The following is a 24,481-nucleotide window of genomic DNA, read 5'->3' as shown; positions in this document are numbered from 1 at the left end:
GGCGGTCTCTCCTCAAGGCCGCCGTGACCGAGCAGCCTTCCCGGCATGACTGCACAGATCGCCCTGATCACAGGAGCCAACAAGGGAATCGGGTTCGAGACGGCGCGGCTGCTGGGCCGCGAAGGCATGACCGTCCTCGTCGGGGCGCGTTCGGCCGGCCTCGGCGAGGAGGCCGCCGCGGCGCTGGGCGGGGAGGGGGTCGACGCCCGGTTCGTCCACCTCGACGTCACCGATCCCGCCACGATCGAGGCCGCGTCCAAGCGGATCGAGAGCGAGCACGGACACCTGGACGTCCTGGTCAACAACGCCGGTATCGCGCCCGCCGCCGGATGGGCGGCCCCGAGCGCCACCTCCGTCGAGGCGATGCGCGAGGTGTACGAGACGAACGTGTTCGGCGTCGTCGCCGTGACCAACGCGATGCTGCCGCTCGTGCGCCGCTCCTCGGCCGGACGGATCGTCAACGTGTCCAGCGGGCTGGGATCGCTCGCCGTTATGAGCGACCCGTCCGGTGAGTCCTTCCCGATGAACTCGCTGGCCTACCCGTCGTCCAAGACGGCGGTGAACGCGCTCACGGTCGCCTATGCGAAGGATCTGGCCGGCACCCCGATCAAGGTGAACGCGGCCGACCCGGGCTACTGCGCGACCGACATGAACGGGCACGCCGGGTTCCGGACGCCCGTCCAGGGCGCCACGGAGGTGTTCCTCCTGGCGACCCTGGACGACGACGGCCCGACCGGCGCGTTCCGGGGCGGCGGAGAGCGGCCGGGCCGGCCCCTGCCCTGGTGATCGGGGCCGGGGCCGGCAGCCCGTCGTAGGGCCGGTCAGATCGTGTAGGGCAGGTGCTTGATCCCGTTGATGAAGTTGGACTCCAGGCGGGCCGGTTCGCCGGAAGCGCGGATCTCGGGCGTGCGGCTGAGCAGCTCGCGGAACATCACGGTGATCTCGCGCCTGGCCAGGTGGGCGCCGAGGCAGAAGTGCGGCCCCGGCCCGCCGAACCCGACGTGCGGGTTGGGGTCGCGCAGGATGTCGAACTTCTCGGGGTCGGTGAAGACCGTCTCGTCGCGGTTGGCCGACCAGTAGTAGAGGATGAGCTTGTCGCCCTCCTTGACATGGTGGTCGTTCAGCGTGGTGTCGCGAGTCGCGGTGCGGCGCATCCAGATCACCGGCGACACGAAGCGGACGATCTCCTCGACGGCCCCGGGCATGCGGTCGTCGAAGTCCTCGGTGAGCAGCGCCCGCTGGTCGGGGTTGCGGGTGAACAGGTCGAGGCCGTGCGCGATCGCGTTGCGGGTGGTCTCGTTCCCGGCGACGACCAGGAGGATGAAGAAGGAGCCCAGCTCCTGGTCGGTCAGGGACTCGCCGTCGATGTTGGCGTTGACCAGCGCGGAGGTCAGGTCGTCGGTGGGGTCGGCGCGGCGCTGCCTGCCGAGGTCCTCGACCAGGTTCTTGAGCGTCTCGCCGGCGCCGAGCAGCGCCATCGCCATCTGCTCGGCGTCGCCGGACGGGATGAACTCCGCGTCGTTGCCGGCGAGGATGACGTTCGTGGCGTCCAGGACGGTCTGGTAGTGCGACTCGTCGATCCCCATCATGTCGCAGATGATCTTCAGGGGCAGCCGGGCGGCGACGTCGGCGACGAAGTCGCCCGTGCCGCCGCCGGTCGCGACGCGCTCGACGATCTCCCCGGCGACGGCCTCGACCTGGTCCTCGAAGCGCTGGATCATGCGCGGGGAGAACGCCCGGGACACGATCCGCCTGATCTTGGCGTGCCGCGGGTCGTCCATGCTGATCATCGAGCCGAAGAACTCGTGCATGTCGCCGGGCATGTCCGGGATGCTGATGGCGCCCTTGCCGGAGCAGAAGTCCTGCGGGCGCCGGGACGCCTCGATGATGTCGGCGTGCCGGGTCAGCGCGTAGTAGCCGGGCCCCTGCGGCATGATGATGATGTCGGGTTCCTCGAAGCGCACGAGCTCGGGATGCCAGCGCAGGGCCTTGAAGGCCTCATGCCGGTACTCGTGCGGCTGCCGCCAGAACTCCCAGTCGGTCAGGTTGATGTCCTCGACCTTGAGCACGTCCCACCACCTCATCGATCCGAACCGCGTTCGGTTTACAGGCACCCTCTCAAAGTAAACCCACGCGTGCACACTTTTCGACACGGTGACGCCACTCACATTGACGCCGCCTCCGGGCGACCCCCGGTCGCTGCCGGGACCGGAGCGCGGGGTAGCGTGCGCCGCGAACCGAGGAGGCGGACATGAGCGACATCACGACCGGATCGGTCAGCGCGAACGGGCTGGACTTCGGATACCTCACGGCGGGCCCCGCGGACGGTCCCCTGGCGCTGCTCCTGCACGGCTTCCCGGACTCGCCGCACACCTGGCGGCACCTCATGCCCGGGCTCGCCGCCGCCGGATACCGTGCCGTCGCCCCGTTCATGCGGGGGTACGCGCCCACGTCCGTCCCCGCGGACGCCACCTACCAGAGCGGCGCGCTCGCGGCGGACGCCATCGCCCTGCACGACGCCCTCGGCGGCGGGTCCGACGCCGTCATCGTCGGCCACGACTGGGGCGCCTTCGCCACCTACGGCGCCGCGAACGCCGCACCGGACCGCTGGCGCAGGGTCGTCACCATGTCCGTCCCGCCCATCTCCGTGATGACCACCGCGTTCTTCGACTACGAGCAGCTCAAGCGCTCGTTCTACATCTTCGTGTTCCAGACGCCGCTGGCCGAGGCCGCCCTGAACCGCGCGTTCGTCGAGGGCCTCTGGCGCGACTGGTCCCCCGACGACGGCCGCGACCGGTCGCAGGACGTCGACCGCGTGATGGACTGCCTGGCCGCGCCGGACAACGTCGCGGCGGCCATCGGGTACTACCGCGCCATGCTCGACCCGTCCCGGCTCGTCGAGCGTTTCGCGGCCGAGCAGGAGGCGGCGAACAGGGTGGGCGAGCTGCCCGTCCTCTACCTGCACGGGGCGGACGACGGCTGCCTGGGCCCGGACGTGGTCGCCCCCGGCGGGGACCTCGGCGCCGTCGAGGCCGCCCTGCCGCCGGGATCGCGGGCGCATCTCGTCCCGGGCGCGGGGCACTTCCTCCAGCTGGACCGCCCCGACGACGTGAACACCCGCGTCCTCGACTGGCTGGCGTAGCTCTCGAAGGGGCGCGCCCGTCAGGTGGGGTCGCCGAAGAGCCGCACGTCCGACGGCTCCAGATCCCTCCGCACCCGGAGGAAGCGGACGGCGTGCCGCCAGCGGCCGTGCTCGACGGCGGCGTCCGCGCTCATCTCCACCACGATCTCCGGCTCGGTCCGCAGGTACCGGATCGGCGGATGCGCCCCGTACACGCCGCCGGCGAACCCGGCGGGCAGTTCCGCCGGCCACGGATGCTCGGGGCCGGCGTGCCGCAGGAGGTCGGCCAGCGACGTGCGGGCGGCGGGCGGGAGCGGCGTGGTCCGCGCGACGACCCGGAGCCGCCCGCCGGTGTCGTAGCGGCCGAGGATCAGCGTCTCGGGAGCCTGCCGGGTGCCGGTCACCCCGCCGATGATCGCCTCCGCGGTGGTGCGGCGCTTCACCTTCCGCCAGCCGCGGCGCCCCTCCAGGTAGCGTCCGTCGGCGTCCTTGACCACGAGGCCCTCGATGCCCCGGGCGGCGAAGACCTCGAACCAGAGCTCCGCCTCCGCGGCGTCGGACGTCTGCGGGGTGAGGACGACGCGCGCGTGCGGCGGGGCGGCGCCGAGCAGCGCCTCCAGCACGGTGCGGCGCTCCCGCAGCGGCCGCGGACGCAGGTCCACGCCGTCGGACTCGAGGACGTCGAACACGACGTAGTGGCACGGTTCGGTCCGCGCGAGCTCGGCCCGGCGGCGTCCGGCGACGTGGCGGCGCTGCAGCGCGCCGAAGTCGAGGCTCCCGTCGGCGGCCCAGCGGACGATCTCCCCGTCGACGACCGTGCCCGGCGCGAGCTGCTCCGCGACGGCCGCGACGATCTCGGGGAACGCCTCGTTGAAGCGGGTGCGGCGGCGGGACGACAGGTGGACGGCGCCGTCCTCGGCCACGAGCGCGACCGCGCGGAAGCCGTCGAACTTGGGCTCGTAGCGGCAGCCGCCCGGGCACGACCGCGGCGGCGGGATGTGGTCGATCGTCGCGGCCAGCATCGGCTTCACCGGGGACCGGATGTGCATGGCTCGCGCCCCCCGAACTAGGCGGTCCTGATGACCGCCTACCCCGCCCGGCCTGCGCCGATAGACCCCCGGGGCGAATGTTGACCCGCGGTTGGACCGCCCGGGGGCCCGCCGGGGAGCCGGCTCACGACGCCGTCCCGGAACGGGGACGAGCCGACCGGAGCGTCCGGTCGGCTCGTCGCGGTTCGGCGGGCGGATGGCCGTGGGGCGTCACGAATTCCAGTCGGGGCGGAGCGGCATGTCGCTGGTGCCGTCGCCGTGCAGCTTGACGCCGAGCGTCTGGTGCAGCTGGATCCAGTTCTGGTCGAACCCGAGCACGCAGCCGGCCATGTAGACGCGCCACACGCGGGCGGTGCCCTCGCCGACCTCGGCGACGGCCTCGTCCCAGTGCTCATCGAGGTTCTCGCACCAGGCGGTGAGCGTGCGGGCGTAGTGCTCGCGCAGGTTCTCCTGGTGGCGGATCTCGAAGCCCGCGTCGTTCATCTGGCACTGGACGTAGCCGGGGCCCTCCAGCTCGCCGTCCGGGAACACGTAGCGGTTGATGAAGCCGTTCTCCTTGCGGGACGGCGCGATGTTGTCGGGACGGGTGATGGTGTGGTTCAGCATCCGCCCGCCCGGCTTCAGCTTCCCGTACAGGAAGGAGAAGTAGGCGGGCAGGTTGGCCTTGCCGATGTGCTCGGTGAGCCCGATGGAGCTGATCGCGTCGAAGCCCGACTCGGTGACGTCCCGGTAGTCCATGTGCCGGACCTCCGCGAGGTCCGACAGGCCGCGGTCCGCGATGGCCTTCTGCGCCCACTCGGCCTGCTGCTTGGACAGCGTGACGCCGAGCGCCCGGACGCCGTACTCCTTCGCGGCGTGCATCACCATGCCGCCCCAGCCGCAGCCCACGTCCAGCAGGCGCATGCCCGGCTTCAGGGCGATCTTCTTGGCGACCAGGTCGTGCTTGAAGAACTGCGCCTCCTCGAGCGTGGCGTCCGGCGTGGGGTAACACGCGCACGTGTAGGCCATGGAAGGGCCGAGCACCCACTCGTAGAACGTGTTGGACACGTCGTAGTGGTGCGAGATCGCCTTCGCGTCCCGGCGCTTGGAGTGCCGCAGCCACGAGGGGATGCGGCTGAACGGCGCCTCCTGCGGCGGCGGGTCGAGCCGGCGGGAGACAGCGGCGCGCAGCAGCGGATCGCCGAGCACGCCGCCGAGGATCCGCGCCTTCTCGCGCGGCGTCACCTCGTTGAACACCTGCTGCATCGTGCGCAGCGCCGTGATCATCTCGCCGTTGACGTCGATCATGCCGGTGACATAGGCGCGGGCCAGGCCCAGCGCTCCCGGTGAGTGCAGCAGGTACGACACCGCGTACGGCGAGCGGATGTCGAACCGGATGTCGGCACCGGGCACCCCTGCCCGGGAACCGTCGTACGCCGTGAACTCCACTGGCGCCTCAGCCCCGGCGAGCCGCTCGAAGACCCTCGCCAGCGTCATGGTGATCCCTCCTGTCTCTCCGCCCGGCCGGGTCCGCGATGACCGGCCGCCGTCCGGGCACTCCCCCGAACCTGCGGACGCCTGGTCAGCGTCCGCGCACGCACTTGTCGTACAGGTCGAGCAGGCGCTCACCGGGGTCGTAGCTCCCCTTGAGCCGCCGGTAGGTCTCCCCGTCGTAGTAGCGCCAGAACTCTTCCCTGCTGTAATAGGCAGTTGAATAGAGGGACTTGTGCCCGTCAAGGGCCGCGACCTTACGTTCGATGAGCCGGTTGTGGTACTCGGGGATCTGCCCGGGTGGAAGCCGGACCGTCCCCCAGAAGCCCACGTTCACGTACGGGCGGCCCACCTCCAGCGGGTACAGGGGCCACCGCTCCCTCGCGCGCAGCGGGCACAGCCAGATCGGGCTCATCCCGACCTTGTCGTGGAAGAACTCCAGGAACTCGGGGAGCCGCTCGGCGGGCACCTCGATGTCCTGGATGACGTCCTCGCGGGGCCGCAGCCCGCGCCAGCGGTCAGCGCGCGCGACGAAGTGGTACCGCCGGTCGTAGGCGACGAGCTTGCGGTACACGTCCGACCGCTTGAACCGGTCGGGCCACAGCCGCCGGACGGCCGGGTTCTGGACGCCGAAGGCGCCCGAGCACCAGAACCAGTCGGTGTCCCAGCGCCAGATGTAGTCGCGGATCGTCAGGAAGTCGACCGACCGCTCCTGGATCGACCGGTAGTAGATCTCCTGGCCGGTGTAGTCGGACGTGTACGGCGCCGAGTCGACGAAGAAGCCCAGCGTGATGTACTGCTCGTCCGCGGTGAAGACCGTGCCGTCCATGAAGTCGACGGACTCGCCCTCGAACCGCCCGGACTCGGTGATCTCCGCCATCACCCGGGCCGGCTCGGCCGCGTCGCCGAACCGCAGGTGCCGCAGCCGGACGTACGGGCTGACCCGCCTCAGCTCGATCTTCAGCCGGAGCGAGTAGCCGAGCGTCCCGTAGGAGTTGGGGAACCCGTAGAACAGGTCGGCGTGCTCGTTGTCCCTGGTCGCGGTGACGACCCGCCCGTCGCCGGTCAGGACCTCCATCTCCAGGACCGCCTCGTGCGGCAGCCCGTCCCGGAAGGAGCTCGACTCGATGCCGAGGCCCGTCACGGCGCCGCCGAGCGTGATCGTCTTCAGCTGCGGGACGACCGTCGGCATCAGCCCGTGCGGAAGGGTCGCGTCGACGAGGTCCTCGTACGTCGTCATGCCCTGGACCTGCGCGGTCCGCTCCGCGGCGTCGACGCTCAGCACCTTGTCGAACCCGGACACGTCCAGCCCGGGCGCGTCCGAGGGGTCGCGCCACCGGAACAGGTTCGAGGTCCGCTTCGCCAACCGCACCGGCGTGCCCGCCGGGATCGCCTCATAGGACCTCTTGAGCGCCTCCACCGCCCGCTGGTGATCGCCCCTGACCGCAAGTTCCGTCATCTGCCCCTCCCGGAGACACAGTTAATCGATCATCCCATGCACGGTCCACATAATTTGGACGTTAGGGGAGTCACAGGCAGAGAGCGGAATAACTCCTTGGGCACGTACATCGGCGTCGTTTCATCTCCCGGAGGCGACGGAGCCGCAACAGTGCGGCCACGTCAACATCTCCCCCGCCCCCCACACCGACAAACCCGCCCTCACGCACGACACGATCCGACCCCGCACTACCGCCGGATCTACGCGTGGACGGTCGCGCTTTCGGCACCGGCCGCGTCACGTACACGGGCCGCCCGGCAAACCGGCGGACGGTCCGGCGCGGGTCACTTCACCAGGCGGAGGATCCACGGGTAGCGGAAGGTGTTGCCGGCCAGGGCGTAGACGGCCGCCACGATCGACAGGACCCACGCCACGGCGTAGACGATCCCGCCGATGCCGAAGGTGACGATGGTGAGCAGGAGGAGCGTCAGCTGGAAGTTCACGGCCTCGGCGGCCTGGCGCCGGACGTACTCGGACCGCTTGCCGCTCAGCAGCATCAGCACGAGCGGCCCCACGAACAGCGTCGGGACGGCCACGGCGTGCGCGGCGGAGGCGAGCATGCGGTCCTCGCCCGTGGGGGGCTCCCCGTCCCAGGAGACGGCCTTGCGGCGCGGCTGCGGCACGGGGACCAGGTCGTAGGTGAGCCCGCCGAGGTCGTTGCGGGTCTTCGCCGTCATCGCCAGGTGCGTGCGCAGGTCGAATTCCTCGTGGTCGAGCCGGCCCTCGGCGTACGCGTCCTGCAGGCGCTGGATGACCGATTCGCGTTCGGCGTCCGAGACCCTCAGATCCCCCACCGCGTAGCTACTGTCCATGTCTTTCATGCTCCGCGACGCGGCGCCGCGCGGCATCAGGGAAGACCCTGACCGTCCCCTGATTCGAGTTCCCGGTACTCCTTCCCGGGGATCAGCTTCCCGCCGAACAGCTCGGTGACGGTCACGAACACGTAGCCCTTGGCGGCCAGCTTGTCGACGATCCCCGGGACGGCCCGCACGGTGGTCCGGTGGATGTCGTGCAGGAGCACGATGCTGCCGGGTTTCACCTGCTTGACGACCCGGCGCTCGATGTCGTCGCTGTCGCGGTGCCGCCAGTCGAACGGGTCGACCGTCCACAGCACCTGCGCCATGCCCATCTGCCGCGTGACCCGGGCCAGGCGCTCGGACGTCGACCCGTAGGGCGGCCGCAGCAGGCCGGGCGTGACCCCGGAGGCGTTCCGGATCGCGTCCTGCGTCCGGGTCAGCTCCGAAACGATCTTCTTCTTGGACGCCCTGCCGAGGTCGGCGTGCGTGTAGCCGTGGTCGGCGAGCTCGTGCCCGGCCGCGTGCTCGCGCCGCACGAGGTCGGGACGCTCGGCGACGTTCCTGCCCACCAGGAAGAACGTCGCCCGCACCTTGCGGGAGTCGAGGATGTCGAGCAGCTCGCCGGTGCTCTCCGCCGGCCCGTCGTCGAACGTGAGCGCCAGGCACTTCACCCGCGTGCAGTCGGGGGGCGGTGGCGCGGGTTTCGGCTGGGGCTTCGGCGCCTCGGCGCTGCGCCCGGGAGCCTTGCTCTTCGCCGCGGTGAGCCGGAGCGGCCCGTCGTGCGGGGCCAGGGTGCTCAGCCATCCGCATACCGCCACGGCCAACACGGCGGCGGCCGCCCGCCGGACCACGCCTGTCAACACACGCCGCCCATCAAACACACGCCCCCCGCTGCCTGTCCCCCGAGGGCCGACAGTCTATGGCGCCGCGCCTCGCCGGACGGGGATGCCGCCGCTGTGTCGGGAACCGCGGATCCCGGTAAGCCGTTATCGTCGTAGACCGCACCGCCCCCGGCCGGCAGACGACGGGACAGGCTTGACTTCCCCCCACGCCTAAAGGCGGGGGATTCCAACCGTCACCGGTTGGGTTTCCTGCTTCACCGACGACTGCCCCGTCCGGGAGGACTCCCGTTGAGGTCTGACACCGTCTCCACAGGCGGCTACCGCCAGCCCGGCGGCCAGAATGTTACGCGCTGCGTTGACATCGCGGTCGTGGACCGTCCCGCAATCGCAGCGCCATTCCCTCACGGTGAGGGGCATCGACTCGGTGACCGTGCCGCAGTCCCCGCACAGCTTGCTGGAGGGGAACCAGCGGTCGATCACGACGAGTTCGCGTCCGTACCAGTCGGCCTTGTACTCCAGCATGGTCCGCAGTTCCCGCCACGCCGCGTCCGAGATCGCGCGCGCCACGCGGTGGTTGTTGACCATGCCCGCGACGTTCAGGTCCTCGATCACGACCGTTTGGTTCTCACGGACGAGCCGAGTCGACAGCTTGTGCAGGAAGTCCCGCCTGCGGTCGGTGATGCGGGCATGGATCCGCGCGACGCGCTGCCGGGCCTTGTCGCGGTTCTTCGACCCCTTGGCCTTGCGGGCAAGGTCCTTCTGCGCGCGGGCGAGGCGGTCACGGTTGCGGCGCTCGTGCCGGGGGTTGGTGACTTTCTCCCCGGTCGAGAGGGTGACCAGGGACGTGATCCCGGCGTCGATGCCCACGACCTGGTCTACGGGATCGAGGCGGGCGATGGTGTCCTCGCACAGCAGGGACACCAACCAGCGGCCCGCGCCATCTCGCGAGACGGTGACCGTGGACGGCACGGCACCCTCCGGAAGGGGCCGCGACCATCGGATGTCCAGCGGCTCCGACATCTTCGCCAGCGTCAGACGCCCGTCGCGCCACGTGAACGCACTGCGGGTGTACTCCGCCGCCGCGCGGGACTTCTTCCGCGACTTGTAGCGGGGGTAGGCGGCGCGTTTGGCGAAGAAGTTCGTGAACGCCGTCTGCAAGTGCCTGAGCGCCTGCTGCAGCGGCACCGACGACACCTCGCCCAGAAACGCCAGTTCCCCGGTGCGCTTCCAGGCGGTGAGCATCGCGGAGGTCTCCGCGTAGGAGACGCGGCGCTGCTCGTTGTACCAGGCGCGGGTGCGTTCCTCCAGCGCCCGGTTGTAGACCAACCGCGCGCAGCCGAACGTGCGGGCAAGCTCCGCCGCCTGCTCGTCCGTGGGGTAGAAGCGGTACCGGAATGCCCGCTTCACCTGCCGCGCCATGCCTCACACCCTAAGCCCCCACCTGTGAGTTTCGCCCGCGTGTTCGAGGTGACACCCGGCATCGCGCGGGGGCGTGTTTCCTCCCCAGGGCTAAAGCCCGGGGTCTCCACACTCAGGAGTTTTCGATGAGGTTCCGGGATCGCTTCGGGCTCCGCAAGAACCGCGGGTCCTCGGTCACGAGGCTCGACCGCGAGGCCACCGACTCCGACATCGAGGCGCTGATCGCCTTCGCCCGCAGCCGCCGCGGCGTGGAGTTCTTCGTCGAGCCGGAGACGTTCGCCACCGACACCACGGCCGTCGCCGTCGCCCACGACGGCGAGTGGACCCGCCGCCGCGTGGGCTCCCCCAAGGTCATCGCCAAGGTCGCCCGCGACCTGAAACTCCCCATCTACGACGTCCAGATCGTCGGCTACCCGGCCCGCATGCGCGCCTGGAACGCCCGCAACCCGAACCGCCGGATCGACCCCGGCACCCCCGGCGAAGCCGTGTCCTCCTGACCCCTCCCCGCACCACCTGCTTGGTGGTCAGCTTGCTTCTTGTTCGTCTTGGTAGGCGGCGGCCAGTTGGTCGGGTGTCATGTGCAGGCGGACCTTCGAGGGTGGGATGCCGGCGTTGATGACCTCGCGCAGGAGGATGGCCATCGAATAGGCGGGGTCGGTGTCCAGGGCTCTCTCCAAGGCGACGTTGGCGAGGCCGCCGTCGCCCGCGGAGTAGGCGGCGAACGCCAGCAGGGACGCGGGGGCGGGGACGTAGGGGGCTTCGACGCGCCGCAGGACGTCGCGCCAGAAGGCGATGTCGGCGGCCGGGGCGTCCTCGTCGATGCGGATCCATGCCTCGTCGCGGATGCGCAGGTCGGTGAGGAGGATGCCGAGGCGGGCGACCTCCTCGTCGGTCGGGGCAGCGCCGGTGCCGGCGCGGGCGAGGAGCGCCAGGACGAACGCGAGGCCCTCGCCGGGCGCGGGCCCGGGGCGTCTCTCGGCGCGTTCGGTGGCGTCGCGCATGGCGGTGCGGGCGAGGCCGTCGAGCGGCTGGACGGAGCGGACGAGTTCGGCGCGGTCCGCGAGGGCGACGTGGCCGGCGTACGTGGCCTGGGCGGCGAGGACGCTGGCGGATATGTCGTACGGCGTCCCTTCGGCCGGGCAGCAGTCGTCGTCGCAGGTGAGCGACCACCAGCGGCCGTCGGCGACCCGGATCGCCTCGGCGGCGGGGACGCCCGCGGACTCCAGCGCCGCCCGCATGGCGGCCGCCGACTCGCCGACCTCCCCCGGCGGCCCGTAGCCGAGGACGAGGGACCGGGCGAAGCCGTTGCCGGCGAGGAGGGCCGCCACCTTCCCGGCGGCGCCGGCCGCCGGTAAATCGAGCCTGATGGCGCACGTGCCGCGGGCGCGCCCTTCGAAGCCGATCACGACGAGGCTCCGCGAGGGATGGAAGCCGAGCAGGTAGGGGACGGCCGCGATCGCGTCCTGTGCCGATCGGATCACCAAGGGTGTCATGCCGTCGAGGTTCGCAGCGCGGCCAACGGGGCGCATGGGATCCGCGACCTGTGGATAACTCCGGAGGGACGCGGGTGTCCGCCGCGGACGGTAGCGTTGTGCGACGTGCCCGCCCCTGATCTGCTGACCGCCGCCGATACCAAGATTCCGGACACGGCGTCCCTTCTCGCCGCGGCCGTCGCGTCCATTGGCGGCGCCGAGCGCCCAGGCCAGGTGGAGATGGCCCACGCGGTGGAGAACGCGATCGAGACCGGCGAGCATGTCGCCGCGCAGGCGGGCACCGGCACCGGGAAGTCGCTGGCCTACCTGGTCCCCGCGATCCGGCACGCCGTGGAGAAGCAGACGACGGTGGTCGTGTCGACGGCGACGATCGCGCTGCAGCGCCAGCTCGTCGACCGCGATCTGCCGCGCCTCGCGGAGAGCCTCGGGCCGCTGCTCGGCACGGAGCTCAAGTTCGCGATCCTGAAGGGGCGCCGCAACTACCTGTGCCTGCACCGGGTGCAGACGGGCGTGCCGGAGGAGGACGAGGGCCCGAGCCTGTTCGACCCGCAGCAGCTCTCCTCGCTCGGGCGGCAGGTGAAGCGGCTCAACGAGTGGGCCGAGGAGACCGGCACCGGCGACCGGGACGAGCTGGTACCGGGCGTGAGCGAGCAGGCATGGCGGCAGGTGGCCGTCACCGCGAAGGAGTGCCTGGGCGCCCAGCGCTGCCCGCACGGCACCGAGTGCTTCGCCGAGCTGGCCCGTGCGGAGGCGGGCGAGGCGCACATCGTGGTCACCAACCACGCGCTGCTGGCGATCGACGCGCTGGAGGAGTTCCAGGTCCTGCCCGAGCACGACGTGGTGATCGTGGACGAGGCCCACGAGCTGGTCGACCGGGTCACCTCGGTCGCCACCGGGGACCTGAGCGCCGCCGCGGTCGAGATGACGGCGCGCCGCTGCGGGCGGCTCATCGAGGAGTCCACCGCCGACCGGTTGAAGGAGTCCGCGGAGGGCCTCGGCATCCTCCTGGAGGACCTACCCGCAGGACGTATGGACGTCCTCCACTCGGCCCTGGGCAACACCCTCGCCGTCGTCCGGGACGCCGCGCACGCCTGCATCACCGCGCTCGGCCCGGAGCGGAAGGACTCCGACCCAGGCGACATGGCCGCGCGCAAGGCCGCACGTTCGTCGCTCGAAGAGCTGCATGAGACGGCCGTACGCATCCTGGAGGCATTCCAGCCCGAGATGGCCCAGCGCTTCGACGTGGTGTGGCTGGAGAGGCCGTTCGTCCAGGACGGGCGGCCGAAGCGTCCGCCGGCGCTGCACGTCGCGCCGATCGGGGTCGGCGGCCTCCTGCGCACGACGCTGTTCGAGCGGCGCACCGCGATCCTGACGTCGGCGACGCTGACGCTGGGCGGGTCGTTCGAGCCGCTCGCCCGGCAGTGGGGGCTGCCGCCGCTGAACGAGAAGGGCGCCGAGCGGGACGCGCTGACGGCGGCCGAGGGCCTCGCCCGCACGGCGACCGAGAAGGGCGCGGAGAAGGGCGAGGAGTCCGAGGTCGCGTGGTCCGGGCTCGACGTCGGCTCCCCGTTCGACCACCCGAAGGCGGGCATCCTGTACGTGGCGCGGCACCTGCCGCAGCCGGGGCGGGACGGCCTCGCCGACGCCTACCTGACCGAGATCACCGAGCTGATCGAGGCCGCCGGCGGCCGGACGCTCGGCCTGTTCTCCTCGATGCGGGCCGCGCGGCAGGCCGCCGACGAGCTGAAGGACCACCTGTCCCACCCGCTGCTGTGCCAAGGCGACGACTCCACGTCCCTGCTGGTCAAGCAGTTCGCCGAGGACGAGCGCACCTGCCTGTTCGGCACCCTGTCGCTCTGGCAGGGCGTGGACGTCCCCGGCCCCTCGCTGCAGCTCGTCATCATGGACCGCATCCCGTTCCCCCGCCCGGACGACCCGGTCTCCTCGGCGCGGTCACGGGCCGTGGCGGCGCGCGGCGGCAACGGCTTCATGGCGGTCGCCGCGACGCACGCGGCCCTGCTGCTCGCCCAGGGCGCCGGGCGCCTGCTGCGTTCGATGGACGACCGGGGCGTCGTCGCCGTCCTCGACCCGCGCCTGGCCACGGCGCGCTACGGCGGCTTCCTGAAGAACTCGCTGCCGCCGTTCTGGGCGACGACCGACCCGGACGTCGTCCGCGGCGCCCTCCGCCGCCTCGACACCGCCGCCTCCTAGCCGGGGAACGGCGCACGCGACCGATCCGGGCCCCCGGGTCAGCGGCGGTAGCTCTGGAGGAACTCGCCGATGCGGCCCACGGCCTCTTCGAGGTCGTCGGCGTACTGGAGCGTGACGACGCGGAAGTGGTCGGTGGCCGGCCAGTTGAAGCCGGTCCCCTGGACGACCAGGAGCTTCTGCCGTTCGAGGAGGTCGAGGGCGAAGCGCATGTCGTCCTCGATGGGATACATCTCCGGGTCGAGCCGCGGGAAGACGTACACGGCGCCCTGGGGCTTGACGCAGCTGACGCCCGGCAGGTCGTTCAGCAGCTTCCACGCGCGGTCGCGCTGCTCGCCGAGGCGGCCGGCCGGCAGGACGAGGTCGTCGATGCTCTGGTAGCCGCCGAGCGCGGCCTGGATCGCGTGCTGCCCGGGGACGTTCGGGCAGAGCCGCATGTTGGCGAGGATGTCGAGGCCCTCGATGTAGGACTCGGCGTGCTCCTTCGGCCCGGACAGCACGACCCAGCCGGAGCGGAACCCCGCGACGCGGTAGTTCTTGGACAGGCCGCCGAAGGTGAGGCACAGCAGGTCGGGGGCGAGGGACGCGATCGGGATGTGCTCGGCGTCGTCGTAGAGGATCCGGTCGTAGATCTCGTCGGCGAAGATGATGAGGTTGCGGCGGCGGGCGACCTCGACGATGTGCGACAGCACCTCCCGCGAGTACACGGCGCCGGTCGGGTTGTTCGGGTTGATGATGACGATGGCCCGGGTGCGGTCGCCGATCTTCGACTCGATGTCGTCGAGCGAGGGCTGCCAGCCGTCGTCCTCGTCGCACAGGTAGTGGACGGGCGTCCCGCCGCACAGCGACACCGACGCCGTCCACAGCGGGTAGTCGGGCGCGGGGATCAGCACCTCGTCGCCGTCGTTGAGCAGCGCCTGCAGCGTCATCACGATCAGCTCGGACACGCCGTTGCCGAGGTAGACGTCCTCGACGTCGATGCCGCAGACGCCGTTGTCCTCGAAGCGCTGCACGATGGCGCGGCGGGCGGGCAGGATCCCCTTGGAGTCGCTGTACCCGTGCGCCTCCGGCAGGTTGCGGATCATGTCCTGGAGGAGCTCGGGCGGGGCCTCGAACCCGAACGGGGCGGGATTGCCGATGTGGAGCTTGAGGACGTTGTTGCCCTCGGCCTCCAGCTGCTTGGCGCGCTTCAGCACCGGACCGCGGATGTCGTAGCAGACGTTGGTGAGCTTCCCCGATTGAGTGACCTGCATGGACTCACCCTACAGACGCGCGCCCCAGCGGACGTGGAAGCGTTCGCCAAGACCCGCCCCCTCGCGCGGCGGGCGAGGGGGCGGGTCCGGGGGCGTCACGGCGCGGAGATCGCGGACAGGATCGCCAGGCGCGCCGCGCGCCGGGCCGGCCGGATCGCGGCGAGCGCGCCCGCCACCGCGCCGACCAGCGCGATCACGACGAGCTGGGCGACGGGCGACGCGAACGGATTGCCGAGCGCCCCGCCGAGGCCCCAGCCGAGGAACAGCCCCAGCCCGAGCCCGCCGGCCGTGCCGAACAGCGCGACGATCACCGACTCCCAGCGGACCATCGACCGGATCTGCGGACGGGTCGCTCCGACGGCCCGCAGCAGTCCCAGTTCGCGCGTCCGCTCGTGGACGGCCAGCGACAGCGTGTTCGCGATGCCCATCAGCGCGATCACGATGGCGAGGATGAGCAGCCCGTACACGACGGTGATGAACCCCTGCTGCTCCTCGGTCTGGGACGCGACGAAGTCGTCCCTTGACTGCACCTCCGGCGCGCCGTACTGCTTCCCCAGGTCGGTCAGCGCGCGCACCACCGCGGCTGTGGACGCCCCGGGCGCGAGCTCGACGAAAGCCCGGTTGTCGAGCGGCTGCCTGGTGTGCGCGTCCCATTCGCTGCGCGGCACCAGGTAGTCACCGGTCAGATCGGTGTTCTCGTAGACGGCACCGACGGTAAGACGCTGTACGGCACCGTCCGCGAATGTGACGTCCACCTGGGAACCGGTACTCCAGCCCTTCTCGTCGGCGACGCTCTTCGACACCGCGAACGTACCGGCGTCCGACAGCGCCCCCTGGTCGACCCCAAGGTCGAGGACGCGTCCCAGGGCGGACGGGTCGGCCACGCTGACGACCGACGGTTCGCCGTCCACCCGGAGGTTGCCGCTGCCGACCCCGGCGACCGCACTGACCTGCGGCAGCTTCGCGGCCTCCTGGACGAGCCGGGTGCTGAACCCGCCGGTCTCGTTGTTGCCCGCGTTGACGACGATCGGTCCCTTGAACGACCCGGCGACGCTGTTCTCCAGCGACGCGCCCAGCGACCCGATGAACACCGTCATCAGCGTGACGACCCCCACGCCGATCATCAGCGCGGCGGCCGCCCCCGCCGTGCGGTGCGGGCTGCGGGACGCGTTGCCGCGCGCGAGGGCGCCGGGGACGCCGCGCAGCCGCGCCGCTGGACCGCCGACGAGCGACGCCACCGGCCGGGCGGCGGCGGGCCCGAGCACGACCATCGCGACCACGGCCAGCAGCGCGCCCGCGCCGGCCGCGGTCATCCGCTCGGCGACGGCCCCGAACACGACGGCGCCGGCCGCGACCGCGGCGAGCACACCGCCGACGACGGCGCGGGCGGCGGACGGGCGCTGCGCCTCGGCCGCGACCTCGCGCAGCGCGGCCAGCGGCGGCACCCGGGATGCCTTCACCGCGGGACCGAGCGCCGCGATCAGCGTGACCACCAGCCCGACCGGCACGGCGATCAGCAGGGTGGTCGCCGAGACCGTGAGGCCCTCCATGGCGATGCCGATCCGGAGCCCGGTGAACAGCCGCCGGAGCAGCTCGGCGAACCCCATCCCGCCGGCGAGCCCGGCGACGGTGGCGGCGCCGCCGATCACCAGAGCCTCGAACCCGACGATCGTGAGGACCTGCCTGCGTCCGGCGCCGAGCGCGCGCAGCAGCGCCGACTCGCGGGTCCTCTGCGCCATCGTGATCGCGAACGTGTTGTGGATGCTGAACGCCGCGACGAGCAGCGCCACCGCCCCGAACGCGCCGAGCACGGTGCGGAAGATGTTGAGGAAGCCGCTCTCGACCTCGCTCATCCCCTCCTCGACCTGCGCCTCGGTCGTGACGGCCTCGGTCCCGGACGGCAGGACGCTCTTCACCCGCGCCGCCAGCTCGTCCGCGCTGACGCCGTCGTCCGCGCTGATGGAGACGCCGCTGATGCGGTCGGGCGACTTCGCGACGTGCTCGCGGGCCCCGTCGAGCGTGAACGCCGTGAACGACGTCTCGCCGAACGCCTCCTCCTCACCGAACATGCTGATGCCGACGACCGTCACGGAAACCCGTTCCGGAGTGAGCACCGCCGTCCGGTCACCGATGGCCAGGCCGCCTTCGTCGGCGAACATCCTGTTGATGACGACTTCGTTCGGCGCGCGCGGCGCCCTGCCCTCTGCGAGCCGGTAGGGATTGAGCTTCGGGTCGGTCATCCAGTTGCCGGCCGTGCGGGGCCCGCGTGACTGGATGGTGGTCCCGTCCTTGGCGAGCAGCTGCCCGGAGCCCTCGATGACCGGTTCGGCGTTCGCGACGCCGTCCACCTGCCGCACCCTGTCGAGGACGGCCGCATCGATCTGCCCGCGGGACCCCCACGGCTGGTCGCTGACCCGGGTGGAGCTCCGCACGCTGACGTCGGTCTTGCCGTAGGCGTTGGCGTAGTAGCCGTCGATGCTGCCCGCGAGGGTGTCGCCGAGCACGAGCGTCCCGGTCAGGAACGTCACGCCGAGGAAGACCGCCATCAGGGAGCCCGCCATCCGGCGCTTGCGTCCCCACAGTTCCTTGAAGACGAGCCCGATCATCGGTGGTCACCCAGCCCCCGCATGCGGTCCAGCACCCGGTCGGGCGTGGGGGCGTCCATGATGTCGACGATGCGGCCGTCGGCGAGGAACACCACCGAGTCGGCGTGCCCCGCGGCGACCGGGTCGTGGGTGACCATCGCGACCGTCTGGCCGAGGTCGTCCACGGCGTGGCGGAACAGGCCCAGCACCTCCCCGCCGGTGCGGGAATCGAGATTGCCGGTCGGCTCGTCGGCGAACACGATCTGCGGGCGGGTGACGAGCGCCCGCGCGAGCGCCACCCTCTGCTGCTGCCCGCCGGACATCTCCGCCGGACGGTGCGCGAGCCGGTCGCCCAGCCTCAGCACCCGGACGACCGTGTCCAGCCACTCCCGGTCGGGCGCCGTGCCGGCCAGCGTCATCGGCAGCACGATGTTGTCGTGCGCGGTCAGCGTCGGGAGCAGGTTGAACGCCTGGAACACGAACCCGATCCGCTCGCGCCGGAGCCGGGTGAGGCGCCGGTCCGACAGCGCCCCGAGTTCCTGGTCACCGACGTAGACCTTGCCGGACGTCGCGTCCTCCAGGCCCGCCACGCAGTGCATCAGCGTGGACTTCCCGGCGCCGGACGGACCCATGATCGCGGTGAACCGGCGCGCGGGGAGCTCCACGCTGACGTCGTCGAGCGCACGCACCGCCATGTCACCCGACCCGTACACCTTGCTGAGGCGGACCGTGCGGGCGCCGCCTCCGGCGGTGCCCGGGTCCTTGCTGAGCGTTCGTCTTGCCTCTGCTGCGTTTCCCATGCCGGAGATCGTCACGCCAGGGTCCGGTCCGCGTCGTCAGGCGAGGAGAGACATCGCGACTGCTCCCGCTGCGGCATGCCGGGCCTCCCGGCTACGCCCGCCGGCTGACACCGGGCCGGCTCAACGCGGCCGTCCACGCCCGGTAGTGGACCTGTAGTCCAACTGTGATGCGGCCAACATACATGCAGGCTTGATTGCTTGTTTGTCAGCTCGTACCGTCTGAGACGTGTCAGTAAGCAGTCGCCGACGCCACGGGCGCGGCTCGTCCCGCCGCCGCACCCAGGAGGAACGCCGGTCCCGCACCCAGGCCCGGCTCCTGGAGGCCACCATGGAGTGCCTGGTGGACCTCGGCTGGTCAGGGACGTCCACCACGGAGGTCGCGCGCCGCGCGGGCGTGTCCCGCGGGGCGCAGCAGCACCACTACCCGACCAAGATGGTGCTCGTCGCGGCCGCGCTCGAACACCTGCTGGAGGCGCAGCGGCTGGCGTACGAGACCGCGTTCGCGGTCCTGCCGGCCGAGCGCCGCAACGTCTCGGGCGCGCTCGACCTGCTCTGGGAGGTGTTCCGCGGCCGCCCCGCGAAGGCGCTGATGGAACTGGCCGTGGCGGCCCGCACCGACGACGAGCTGCGCCCCCTGTGCCGCGACCTGAACGAGCGGATCCTGCAGGTCATCCTGGAGACCTTCGAGCGGCTGTTCCCGGAGAACACGCTGCCCGCCGATTTCGTCCCGACGATGCTACGCGGCGTGTTCGCGATGTTCGTCGGGCTGTCGATACAGAACGCGCTGGACGACGACGCGGACGGCCACCAGAAGGCCGTGCTCCGCCAGGTCAAGGACGTCGCCCAGCTGATCATCCCGGAGCCGGGGCACCCCACGCGCGCCCCGATGCCCGACACGCCCGCCGAGGACGGCGAGCACGGCGAGAGCCGCACCGAGCCCTGACCCCCCGAACCCCGTCGGCCCCGTCCGACAGCACCACCCCGAGGGAGCGACCGACATGCCGAAGGCCCCCACCGAACTCGCCGACGAGGTCCGCGAGCAGGTCAAGGACAAGAAGTCGTATCTTGGCGTCATCGACCGCCTGAACAAGGCGTCGGTGGAGAAGCACTGGGAGGCTTACGCCGACATCCCCTGGGACGACCCCGAGTTCCAGGTGGACAAGAACGACCCGCGCTGGGTGCTGCCGGCGTCCGACCGGCTCGGCGAGACCGCCTGGTACCAGGCGCAGCAGCCGGAGGTCCAGGCGCAGATCGGGCTGTGGCGCGTCGCCACCGCGATGAAGATCGGCCTGCAGTTCGAGAACCTGCTGAAGCGCGGCCTGCTCAACTACGCCTACCGCCTGCCCAACGGCCGGCCGGAGTTCCGGTACGTCTACCACGAGACGACCGAGGAATGTCACCACGGGATGATGTTCCAGGAGTTCGTGAACCGGACGAAGATGCCCATCCGCGGCATGCCGCGCTCGCTCAGCTTCATCGCGCAGGCGGCCCCGTGGATCCCGCTGGTCAGCACCGAGATGTTCTTCGTGTTCGTGCTCGGCGGCGAGGACCCGATCGACTTCGTCCAGCGCAAGCACCTCAAGGGCGGGCACATCAAGCACCCGCTCGAGGAGACCATCATGCGGATCCACATCGCGGAGGAGGCCCGGCACATCTCCTTCGCCCGGCACTACCTCAGGCACCGGGTCCCGAACATGCACCCGGTGCGCCGCCGGATCCTCGGCCTCGCGACGCCCATCGTCCTCGGCGTCATGGCGCGGATCATGCTGTCTCCGCCCGGGCCGATGGTGCGGCACTTCAACATCCCGAAGGACGTCGTCCGGCAGGCGTACCAGAGCGAGACGGCGCGGGGCGAGATCTCCGACTCGGTCGGCAAGATCCGTGACCTGATGGCCGAGCTCGGCGTGATCAGCCCGGTCGGCAAGCAGCTCTGGAAGGCGTTCGGCATCTGGGACGAGCCGAAGAAGCGCCGCGCCGTCGGGACGGCCAAGGCCGCCTGACCACCCGCCGCAGCGCGACTCGCGGCCCCGCCTCGGGCGGGGCCGCGAGCCCGTAGAATCCCCCCGCAATTAACACTGAATACAATTGATCGAGCGGAGCGCCCAAATGAGCATCGCGATCGTCACCGGAGGAGCGTCCGGCATCGGCCGGGCGATCGCCACGGCCCTGGTGGCGCGCGGCGACACCGTCGTCGTCACCGACATCAACGCCGAGGGCGCCGGGACGGTCGCCGACAAGCTCAACACGCTCGGCAAGGGCAAGGCCACGTCCGCGCACCTCGACGTCGCGGACGCCGACGCCGTCGCCGACCTGTACAAGGGCGTGCGAGCCGACCACGGCCGCCTCGACCTGGTCTTCAACAACGCTGGCATCGCGATCGGCGGGCTGGCCGAGGAGCTGACGCTCGACCACTGGAACCGCGCGATCGACGTCAACCTCAAAGGCGTCGTGCACGGCGTCCACGCCGCCTACCCGATCATGCTGGAGCAGGGATCCGGGCACATCGTCAACACCGCCTCCCTCGCCGGTCTCGTCCCGATGCCGATCGGCATCCCCTACACCGCCACCAAGCACGCCGTCGTCGGCCTGTCCCTCGGGCTGCGCGCCGAGGCCGCCGGCCGCGGCGTCAAGGTCAGCGTCGTGTGCCCGAGCTTCGTGGACACCCCGCTGCTGCACAACGTCAACCCGGACCTGCCGGAGACCGCGCTGAGCGGCGACGCGACCGCCGACATCTCCAAGGCGTCCCCCCGCTTCTACACGGCCGAGAAACTGGCCCGCGACGTCATGCGCGGCGTCGCCAAGAACCAGGCCCTCATCGTCGCCCCCGCCAGCGGCCGCGTCGCGTGGCGCGGCGTCCGCCTCAACCCTGCTGCCGCCGTCCGCATCGCCCAGCTGGCCGTGAACCGCATCCGCGCGGGCAAGTGACCAACTGACACGCAGAGGTCGCGGCGTTCACGAGCCGCAGGACGGGCGGCACCTGGGCGCCTGCGCGGGCTCGCACGTTCAGGCGAGCAGACTGGAGAGAGCACCCGCAGCACGCCCTCTTCGCCCGAGCCCTGTGGACGCCGAGCGGCCCACATAGTCTGAAGACGTGGAACGCATCCTGGTCAGCTCGTGCCTGGCGGGCCGACGCGTCCGCTACGACGGCGCGGCCAAGCCCGTCGGAGCCGACCTCTTCGAACGCTGGCGCACCGAGGGGCGCCTCGTCCCGTTCTGCCCGGAGGTGTCGGGCGGCCTGGCGGTCCCCCGCCCACCCGCCGAGATCGTCGGCGGCGACGGGCACGCCGTCCTGGACGGGACCGCCCATGTCCGCACCGACGCGGGCGAGGACGTCACCACCGAGTTCCTGCGCGGCGCCCGCCTAGCCCTCGACACCGCCCGGCGCTCCGGCGCCCGGATCGCCCTCCTTAAGGAAAGCAGCCCATCCTGCGGCAGCGACCGCATCTACGACGGCACGTTCACCGGAACGGCCATGCCCGGGGACGGCGTGACGACGGCCCTCCTGGAACGAGCGGGCATCCGGGTCTTCAGCGAGGACGACTTGGACGCCGTCGACGCCCTCCTGCAAACGCTCGAAGCAACGGGGTCCTGACCGAGCGGTCCAGCTCCCTGCCGATACTTTCCATGGACATAGTTTCCAAGTAGAGTATCGATTATGACTTCGGACGACACCGCCACGGGACGGTTGCTGTGGCAGGTCACGACGCGTTGGCGGGCCGCGGTCGACCGTGCCGTCGCACCGCTCGGCCTGACGCATGCCCAGTACACGCTGCTCGGCTCCCTGTACGGCCTGTCCCGGTCCGGCACGCGGCCCAGCCAGCGCGAACTCGCCGACTTCGCCGGCCTCGAACCGATCTACGTCTCCAAACTGGTCCGCGCACTCGAAGGCGCCGGCCTGGTCATCCGCAGCGAACATCCCGCCGACCCGCGGGCACTACAGCTCACCCTCACTGACAAGGGCACGACTGTCATCCGCGAGGCCGTGACCGTCGTCCACGCCCTCCAGGAGGAACTCACCGCACCGATCGGCGGCATCTCCGGACCGCGAAACCGCGACCTCATCCGAACGCTGCAAGACCTGCTCCACCCATCCGAAGGGAGCGAGAACATGCCCGAGACCCGAGTGCTCGCCGGACAGGACATCTCCGAGGCGCACGGTGCCGTCCGCAAGCTGCACGAACAGATCCTCCACGGCAGCGGCACCACCTCGACCGAACAGATCACCCTCCGCGTGGTGGCCGTCCGCGGCCCGTGGACCATCCGGACCGCACTGCGCGACTACCTCAGGGACCAACCCCAACTCGCCCTCGACCAGCCCGCCGCAGACCGGCTACTCGACAACCTGGAGCAGCGAGGACTGATCACCAAAGACACGCCCGTAACCCTGAGTACGCAGGGAGAGGACCTGCTCAACCGCCTGACGGCCACAGTGCAGGACACCGCCGCCCGCCTCTACGACGGCCTCTCCCCCGACGACCTGGCCGTGGCCCAGCGCGTCCTGACCAAGGTCACCGAACGAGCGGACCACCTCCGCCAGCAACTCTGACCGCCCAGAACCCGGAAGGACAGCACCAGCCGACATCCTCGCTCAGCGACATCATTCACGCTCTCAGCCAGGAATCGCAGGACCACAGCCACGAGGCCGCCAGAAGCGGGTTGAAGGTATCGGCGACACCGTCGGCCACCCCGCTGCGAGCCGACCGCCAAGCGTCGGCTCGCATCCGCCGCCCACCCGTCCCGGACGCCTGACGACCGGGCCCCCGTACTCACGTACCGCAGTAGCGGCTGTCTGCCGTGCCTCGGACGTGGACGCGGCCGCCAGGCTACGAACCGCGGCCCATCCGATGGTCGATCCGCCCGTCCTGGAAATGAGTCGCGTGAGCCCGTCTCAAGGGAAGGACCCAGGTCGCGTGCGCGCTACTCGGCTCTACTGCGGATGCCTGCAAGGAGGCGTCGCATGGCAACTGCATGGCCGCCCGTACCGATGACGAGCCGTCGGTAGAGGCCACCGGCCAAGCCGGGGAAGGTGGCTCGGCTCTCGGCGCGTATCTGCGACCGATCCGAACCGACGGGTTCGATGCGGAAGATCAGGGCGTAAGACGAGAAGCGATGGCGTCCCCGCAGGACCAACTCGCGCCCCGGGATCGCGGCGACTACCCGAAAACCGGGAAACGTCGAGCCCTCGGCGATGGGGCGTGGCCCCGACGCCGTGGAGTCGGCGGCCCGAACGAGCCTTGCGTAGCCGGCCACTCCACGACGGGAGGAGGACCGGTCCAGCGTTTCAAGGAGGCTGCTCCAGACGGCGTCGCCCCCCGCAGCGACGACCGTCGCGTGCTCGTCAATGAAGGGCAGTGTAGCGATCTGCATCCAAGCCTCCCGCTGCCCTTCACGCACAGTCGAAGGGCTCCAAGCAAACGGTAGACGGCCCAGCAAGGCCAGCACAGCGCGCCCCCTGGCTTTCGCGCCCAGCCGGTCCCGCAGGCACGCTGGCACTGGCGATGGACGACTCGGAGAAACCTCACTGGGGGTGCCTCGCTTCAGGCAATTCGTGTCCGTCACGTCACGACGCCGGTGCCCCCAGATACGGGGTGAGACTGTCCGCCCTTCTCCCCAGGCCACGAACGAGCCGTAAACCCGCTGCACATCAGAGCAAGCAGCTCCCAGACAGCACGGGCACTCAACCCGGGCCGGCCCGCTAAGATTCCAAGCTTGATGTCCCCGGCAAACACGTTTCGGGCGCGAGAGCCAACTAACCAGGAACGGTTGCACGCGGGGCGAAGCTCCCTAGGGGCTTTCGCCCTCAGGCCACCGTCCATACTGGGCACAGAAATGAGAAAGGGCCCCGCCATAACGGCGGGGCCCTTTCCCCAATATGAGTCCGGCGGCGTCCTACTCTCCCACACAGTCTCCCATGCAGTACCATCGGCGCTGAAGAGCTTAACTTCC

The 24,481-nt window shown here is 70.9% G+C and carries 21 protein-coding genes and 1 rRNA gene; 9 read left to right on the top strand and 13 right to left on the bottom strand.

The features are described 5' to 3' along the window. The first annotated feature begins 45 nt into the window (after window positions 1-45). Window positions 46-786: an SDR family oxidoreductase gene (locus IEZ03_RS36570; RefSeq protein WP_184882215.1), complete on the top strand. Its 741-nt coding sequence runs from the start codon at window positions 46-48 to the stop codon at window positions 784-786. Window positions 787-821: 35 nt separating this feature from the next. On the opposite strand, the gene IEZ03_RS36565 is transcribed toward IEZ03_RS36570, so the two are convergent. Next, window positions 822-2,069: a cytochrome P450 gene (locus IEZ03_RS36565; RefSeq protein ID WP_373293730.1), complete on the bottom strand. Its 1,248-nt coding sequence runs from the start codon at window positions 2,067-2,069 to the stop codon at window positions 822-824. Between the two features lie 182 nt (window positions 2,070-2,251). Here IEZ03_RS36565 and IEZ03_RS36560 point away from each other — a divergent pair, with 182 nt between their 5' ends. Beyond that, window positions 2,252-3,142: an alpha/beta fold hydrolase gene (locus IEZ03_RS36560; RefSeq protein WP_184882212.1), complete on the top strand. Its 891-nt coding sequence runs from the start codon at window positions 2,252-2,254 to the stop codon at window positions 3,140-3,142. 20 nt (window positions 3,143-3,162) lie between these two features. Here IEZ03_RS36560 and IEZ03_RS36555 read toward each other — a convergent pair whose 3' ends face one another. From IEZ03_RS36555 to IEZ03_RS36530, 6 genes are all read right to left on the bottom strand, one after another. Continuing rightward, window positions 3,163-4,170 carry an ATP-dependent DNA ligase gene (locus IEZ03_RS36555; protein ID WP_229808818.1) on the bottom strand — a complete coding sequence of 336 codons (1,008 nt, stop codon included), beginning with the start codon at window positions 4,168-4,170 and terminating at the stop codon, window positions 3,163-3,165. Window positions 4,171-4,380: 210 nt separating this feature from the next. Continuing rightward, window positions 4,381-5,646, bottom strand: coding sequence for a class I SAM-dependent methyltransferase (locus IEZ03_RS36550; protein ID WP_184882210.1), 1,266 nt, complete (start codon window positions 5,644-5,646; stop codon window positions 4,381-4,383). Between the two features lie 85 nt (window positions 5,647-5,731). Further along, window positions 5,732-7,099 (bottom strand): FAD-binding oxidoreductase, encoded by a 1,368-nt coding sequence (locus IEZ03_RS36545; protein WP_184882208.1) that lies wholly within the window; start codon window positions 7,097-7,099, stop codon window positions 5,732-5,734. Window positions 7,100-7,422: 323 nt separating this feature from the next. After that, window positions 7,423-7,950, bottom strand: coding sequence for a DUF1707 and DUF4870 domain-containing protein (locus tag IEZ03_RS36540; protein WP_184882206.1), 528 nt, complete (start codon window positions 7,948-7,950; stop codon window positions 7,423-7,425). A gap of 35 nt (window positions 7,951-7,985) precedes the next feature. After that, window positions 7,986-8,798 carry a polysaccharide deacetylase family protein gene (locus IEZ03_RS36535; protein ID WP_229808817.1) on the bottom strand — a complete coding sequence of 271 codons (813 nt, stop codon included), beginning with the start codon at window positions 8,796-8,798 and terminating at the stop codon, window positions 7,986-7,988. 189 nt (window positions 8,799-8,987) lie between these two features. After that, window positions 8,988-10,196: an RNA-guided endonuclease InsQ/TnpB family protein gene (locus IEZ03_RS36530; RefSeq protein ID WP_184882204.1), complete on the bottom strand. Its 1,209-nt coding sequence runs from the start codon at window positions 10,194-10,196 to the stop codon at window positions 8,988-8,990. A gap of 125 nt (window positions 10,197-10,321) precedes the next feature. Between IEZ03_RS36530 and IEZ03_RS36525 the strand changes: the two genes are divergently transcribed. Continuing rightward, complete coding sequence (locus IEZ03_RS36525; RefSeq protein WP_132052956.1) at window positions 10,322-10,693, top strand: hypothetical protein; 372 nt, start codon at window positions 10,322-10,324, stop codon at window positions 10,691-10,693. A gap of 27 nt (window positions 10,694-10,720) precedes the next feature. Here the strand turns inward: IEZ03_RS36525 and IEZ03_RS36520 are convergent, their stop codons facing one another. Next, the gene (locus IEZ03_RS36520; protein WP_184882202.1) at window positions 10,721-11,689 is read right to left on the bottom strand and encodes a DUF4192 domain-containing protein; all 969 of its coding nucleotides are present in this window, start codon (window positions 11,687-11,689) and stop codon (window positions 10,721-10,723) included. 105 nt (window positions 11,690-11,794) lie between these two features. Between IEZ03_RS36520 and IEZ03_RS36515 the strand changes: the two genes are divergently transcribed. Beyond that, window positions 11,795-13,900 carry an ATP-dependent DNA helicase gene (locus IEZ03_RS36515; protein ID WP_229808816.1) on the top strand — a complete coding sequence of 702 codons (2,106 nt, stop codon included), beginning with the start codon at window positions 11,795-11,797 and terminating at the stop codon, window positions 13,898-13,900. A 38-nt stretch (window positions 13,901-13,938) separates the two neighbouring features. Here the strand turns inward: IEZ03_RS36515 and IEZ03_RS36510 are convergent, their stop codons facing one another. The 3 genes from IEZ03_RS36510 to IEZ03_RS36500 form a co-directional block, all read right to left on the bottom strand. Then, window positions 13,939-15,150: a pyridoxal phosphate-dependent aminotransferase gene (locus IEZ03_RS36510; protein ID WP_184882200.1), complete on the bottom strand. Its 1,212-nt coding sequence runs from the start codon at window positions 15,148-15,150 to the stop codon at window positions 13,939-13,941. Between the two features lie 95 nt (window positions 15,151-15,245). Beyond that, complete coding sequence (locus IEZ03_RS36505; RefSeq protein WP_184882198.1) at window positions 15,246-17,756, bottom strand: ABC transporter permease; 2,511 nt, start codon at window positions 17,754-17,756, stop codon at window positions 15,246-15,248. Beyond that, window positions 17,753-18,535 (bottom strand): ABC transporter ATP-binding protein, encoded by a 783-nt coding sequence (locus IEZ03_RS36500; protein WP_184882196.1) that lies wholly within the window; start codon window positions 18,533-18,535, stop codon window positions 17,753-17,755. Before IEZ03_RS36500 ends, IEZ03_RS36505 begins: the two co-directional genes overlap by 4 nt. Before the next feature lie 226 nt (window positions 18,536-18,761). Between IEZ03_RS36500 and IEZ03_RS36495 the strand changes: the two genes are divergently transcribed. From IEZ03_RS36495 to IEZ03_RS36475, 5 genes are all read left to right on the top strand, one after another. Next, window positions 18,762-19,478, top strand: a complete 717-nt coding sequence (locus IEZ03_RS36495) for a TetR/AcrR family transcriptional regulator (RefSeq protein WP_229808815.1) — start codon at window positions 18,762-18,764, stop codon at window positions 19,476-19,478. 55 nt (window positions 19,479-19,533) lie between these two features. Further along, window positions 19,534-20,535, top strand: a complete 1,002-nt coding sequence (locus IEZ03_RS36490) for an AurF N-oxygenase family protein (RefSeq protein WP_184882194.1) — start codon at window positions 19,534-19,536, stop codon at window positions 20,533-20,535. Window positions 20,536-20,641: 106 nt separating this feature from the next. Further along, window positions 20,642-21,460 carry an SDR family NAD(P)-dependent oxidoreductase gene (locus IEZ03_RS36485; protein WP_184882192.1) on the top strand — a complete coding sequence of 273 codons (819 nt, stop codon included), beginning with the start codon at window positions 20,642-20,644 and terminating at the stop codon, window positions 21,458-21,460. A gap of 166 nt (window positions 21,461-21,626) precedes the next feature. Beyond that, window positions 21,627-22,127 carry a 2-thiouracil desulfurase family protein gene (locus tag IEZ03_RS36480; RefSeq protein ID WP_184882191.1) on the top strand — a complete coding sequence of 167 codons (501 nt, stop codon included), beginning with the start codon at window positions 21,627-21,629 and terminating at the stop codon, window positions 22,125-22,127. A gap of 63 nt (window positions 22,128-22,190) precedes the next feature. Then, a complete protein-coding gene (locus tag IEZ03_RS36475; RefSeq protein WP_184882189.1) occupies window positions 22,191-23,081 on the top strand; it encodes a MarR family winged helix-turn-helix transcriptional regulator in 891 nt (296 codons plus the stop codon). Between the two features lie 371 nt (window positions 23,082-23,452). Here the strand turns inward: IEZ03_RS36475 and IEZ03_RS36470 are convergent, their stop codons facing one another. Then, window positions 23,453-23,902 carry a hypothetical protein gene (locus IEZ03_RS36470; protein WP_184882187.1) on the bottom strand — a complete coding sequence of 150 codons (450 nt, stop codon included), beginning with the start codon at window positions 23,900-23,902 and terminating at the stop codon, window positions 23,453-23,455. A gap of 509 nt (window positions 23,903-24,411) precedes the next feature. Beyond that, a 5S ribosomal RNA gene (gene rrf, locus IEZ03_RS38985) occupies window positions 24,412-24,481 on the bottom strand; the annotation flags it as partial.

This window comes from Actinomadura livida (assembly GCF_014648675.1).
GTDB classification, from domain to species: domain Bacteria; phylum Actinomycetota; class Actinomycetes; order Streptosporangiales; family Streptosporangiaceae; genus Spirillospora; species Spirillospora livida.
The sequence above is the reverse complement of the archived record's forward strand: the minus strand, read 5'-3'. Positions and strand labels throughout refer to the sequence as shown.

Bases quoted from the DNA above. Each gene is read 5' to 3' on its own strand.
- IEZ03_RS36540 (WP_184882206.1), bottom strand. From the start codon at position 7,950: ATGGACAGTAGCTACGCGGTGGGGGATCTGAGGGTCTCGGACGCCGAA.
- IEZ03_RS36510 (WP_184882200.1), bottom strand. From the start codon at position 15,150: ATGCAGGTCACTCAATCGGGGAAGCTCACCAACGTCTGCTACGACATC.
- IEZ03_RS36545 (WP_184882208.1), bottom strand. From the start codon at position 7,099: ATGACGGAACTTGCGGTCAGGGGCGATCACCAGCGGGCGGTGGAGGCG.
- IEZ03_RS36555 (WP_229808818.1), bottom strand. From the start codon at position 4,170: ATGCACATCCGGTCCCCGGTGAAGCCGATGCTGGCCGCGACGATCGAC.
- IEZ03_RS36550 (WP_184882210.1), bottom strand. From the start codon at position 5,646: ATGACGCTGGCGAGGGTCTTCGAGCGGCTCGCCGGGGCTGAGGCGCCA.
- IEZ03_RS36560 (WP_184882212.1), top strand. From the start codon at position 2,252: ATGAGCGACATCACGACCGGATCGGTCAGCGCGAACGGGCTGGACTTC.
- IEZ03_RS36525 (WP_132052956.1), top strand. From the start codon at position 10,322: ATGAGGTTCCGGGATCGCTTCGGGCTCCGCAAGAACCGCGGGTCCTCG.
- IEZ03_RS36485 (WP_184882192.1), top strand. From the start codon at position 20,642: ATGAGCATCGCGATCGTCACCGGAGGAGCGTCCGGCATCGGCCGGGCG.
- IEZ03_RS36530 (WP_184882204.1), bottom strand. From the start codon at position 10,196: ATGGCGCGGCAGGTGAAGCGGGCATTCCGGTACCGCTTCTACCCCACG.
- IEZ03_RS36490 (WP_184882194.1), top strand. From the start codon at position 19,534: ATGCCGAAGGCCCCCACCGAACTCGCCGACGAGGTCCGCGAGCAGGTC.
- IEZ03_RS36500 (WP_184882196.1), bottom strand. From the start codon at position 18,535: ATGGGAAACGCAGCAGAGGCAAGACGAACGCTCAGCAAGGACCCGGGC.
- IEZ03_RS36505 (WP_184882198.1), bottom strand. From the start codon at position 17,756: ATGATCGGGCTCGTCTTCAAGGAACTGTGGGGACGCAAGCGCCGGATG.
- IEZ03_RS36570 (WP_184882215.1), top strand. From the start codon at position 46: ATGACTGCACAGATCGCCCTGATCACAGGAGCCAACAAGGGAATCGGG.
- IEZ03_RS36475 (WP_184882189.1), top strand. From the start codon at position 22,191: ATGACTTCGGACGACACCGCCACGGGACGGTTGCTGTGGCAGGTCACG.
- IEZ03_RS36520 (WP_184882202.1), bottom strand. From the start codon at position 11,689: ATGACACCCTTGGTGATCCGATCGGCACAGGACGCGATCGCGGCCGTC.
- IEZ03_RS36470 (WP_184882187.1), bottom strand. From the start codon at position 23,902: ATGCAGATCGCTACACTGCCCTTCATTGACGAGCACGCGACGGTCGTC.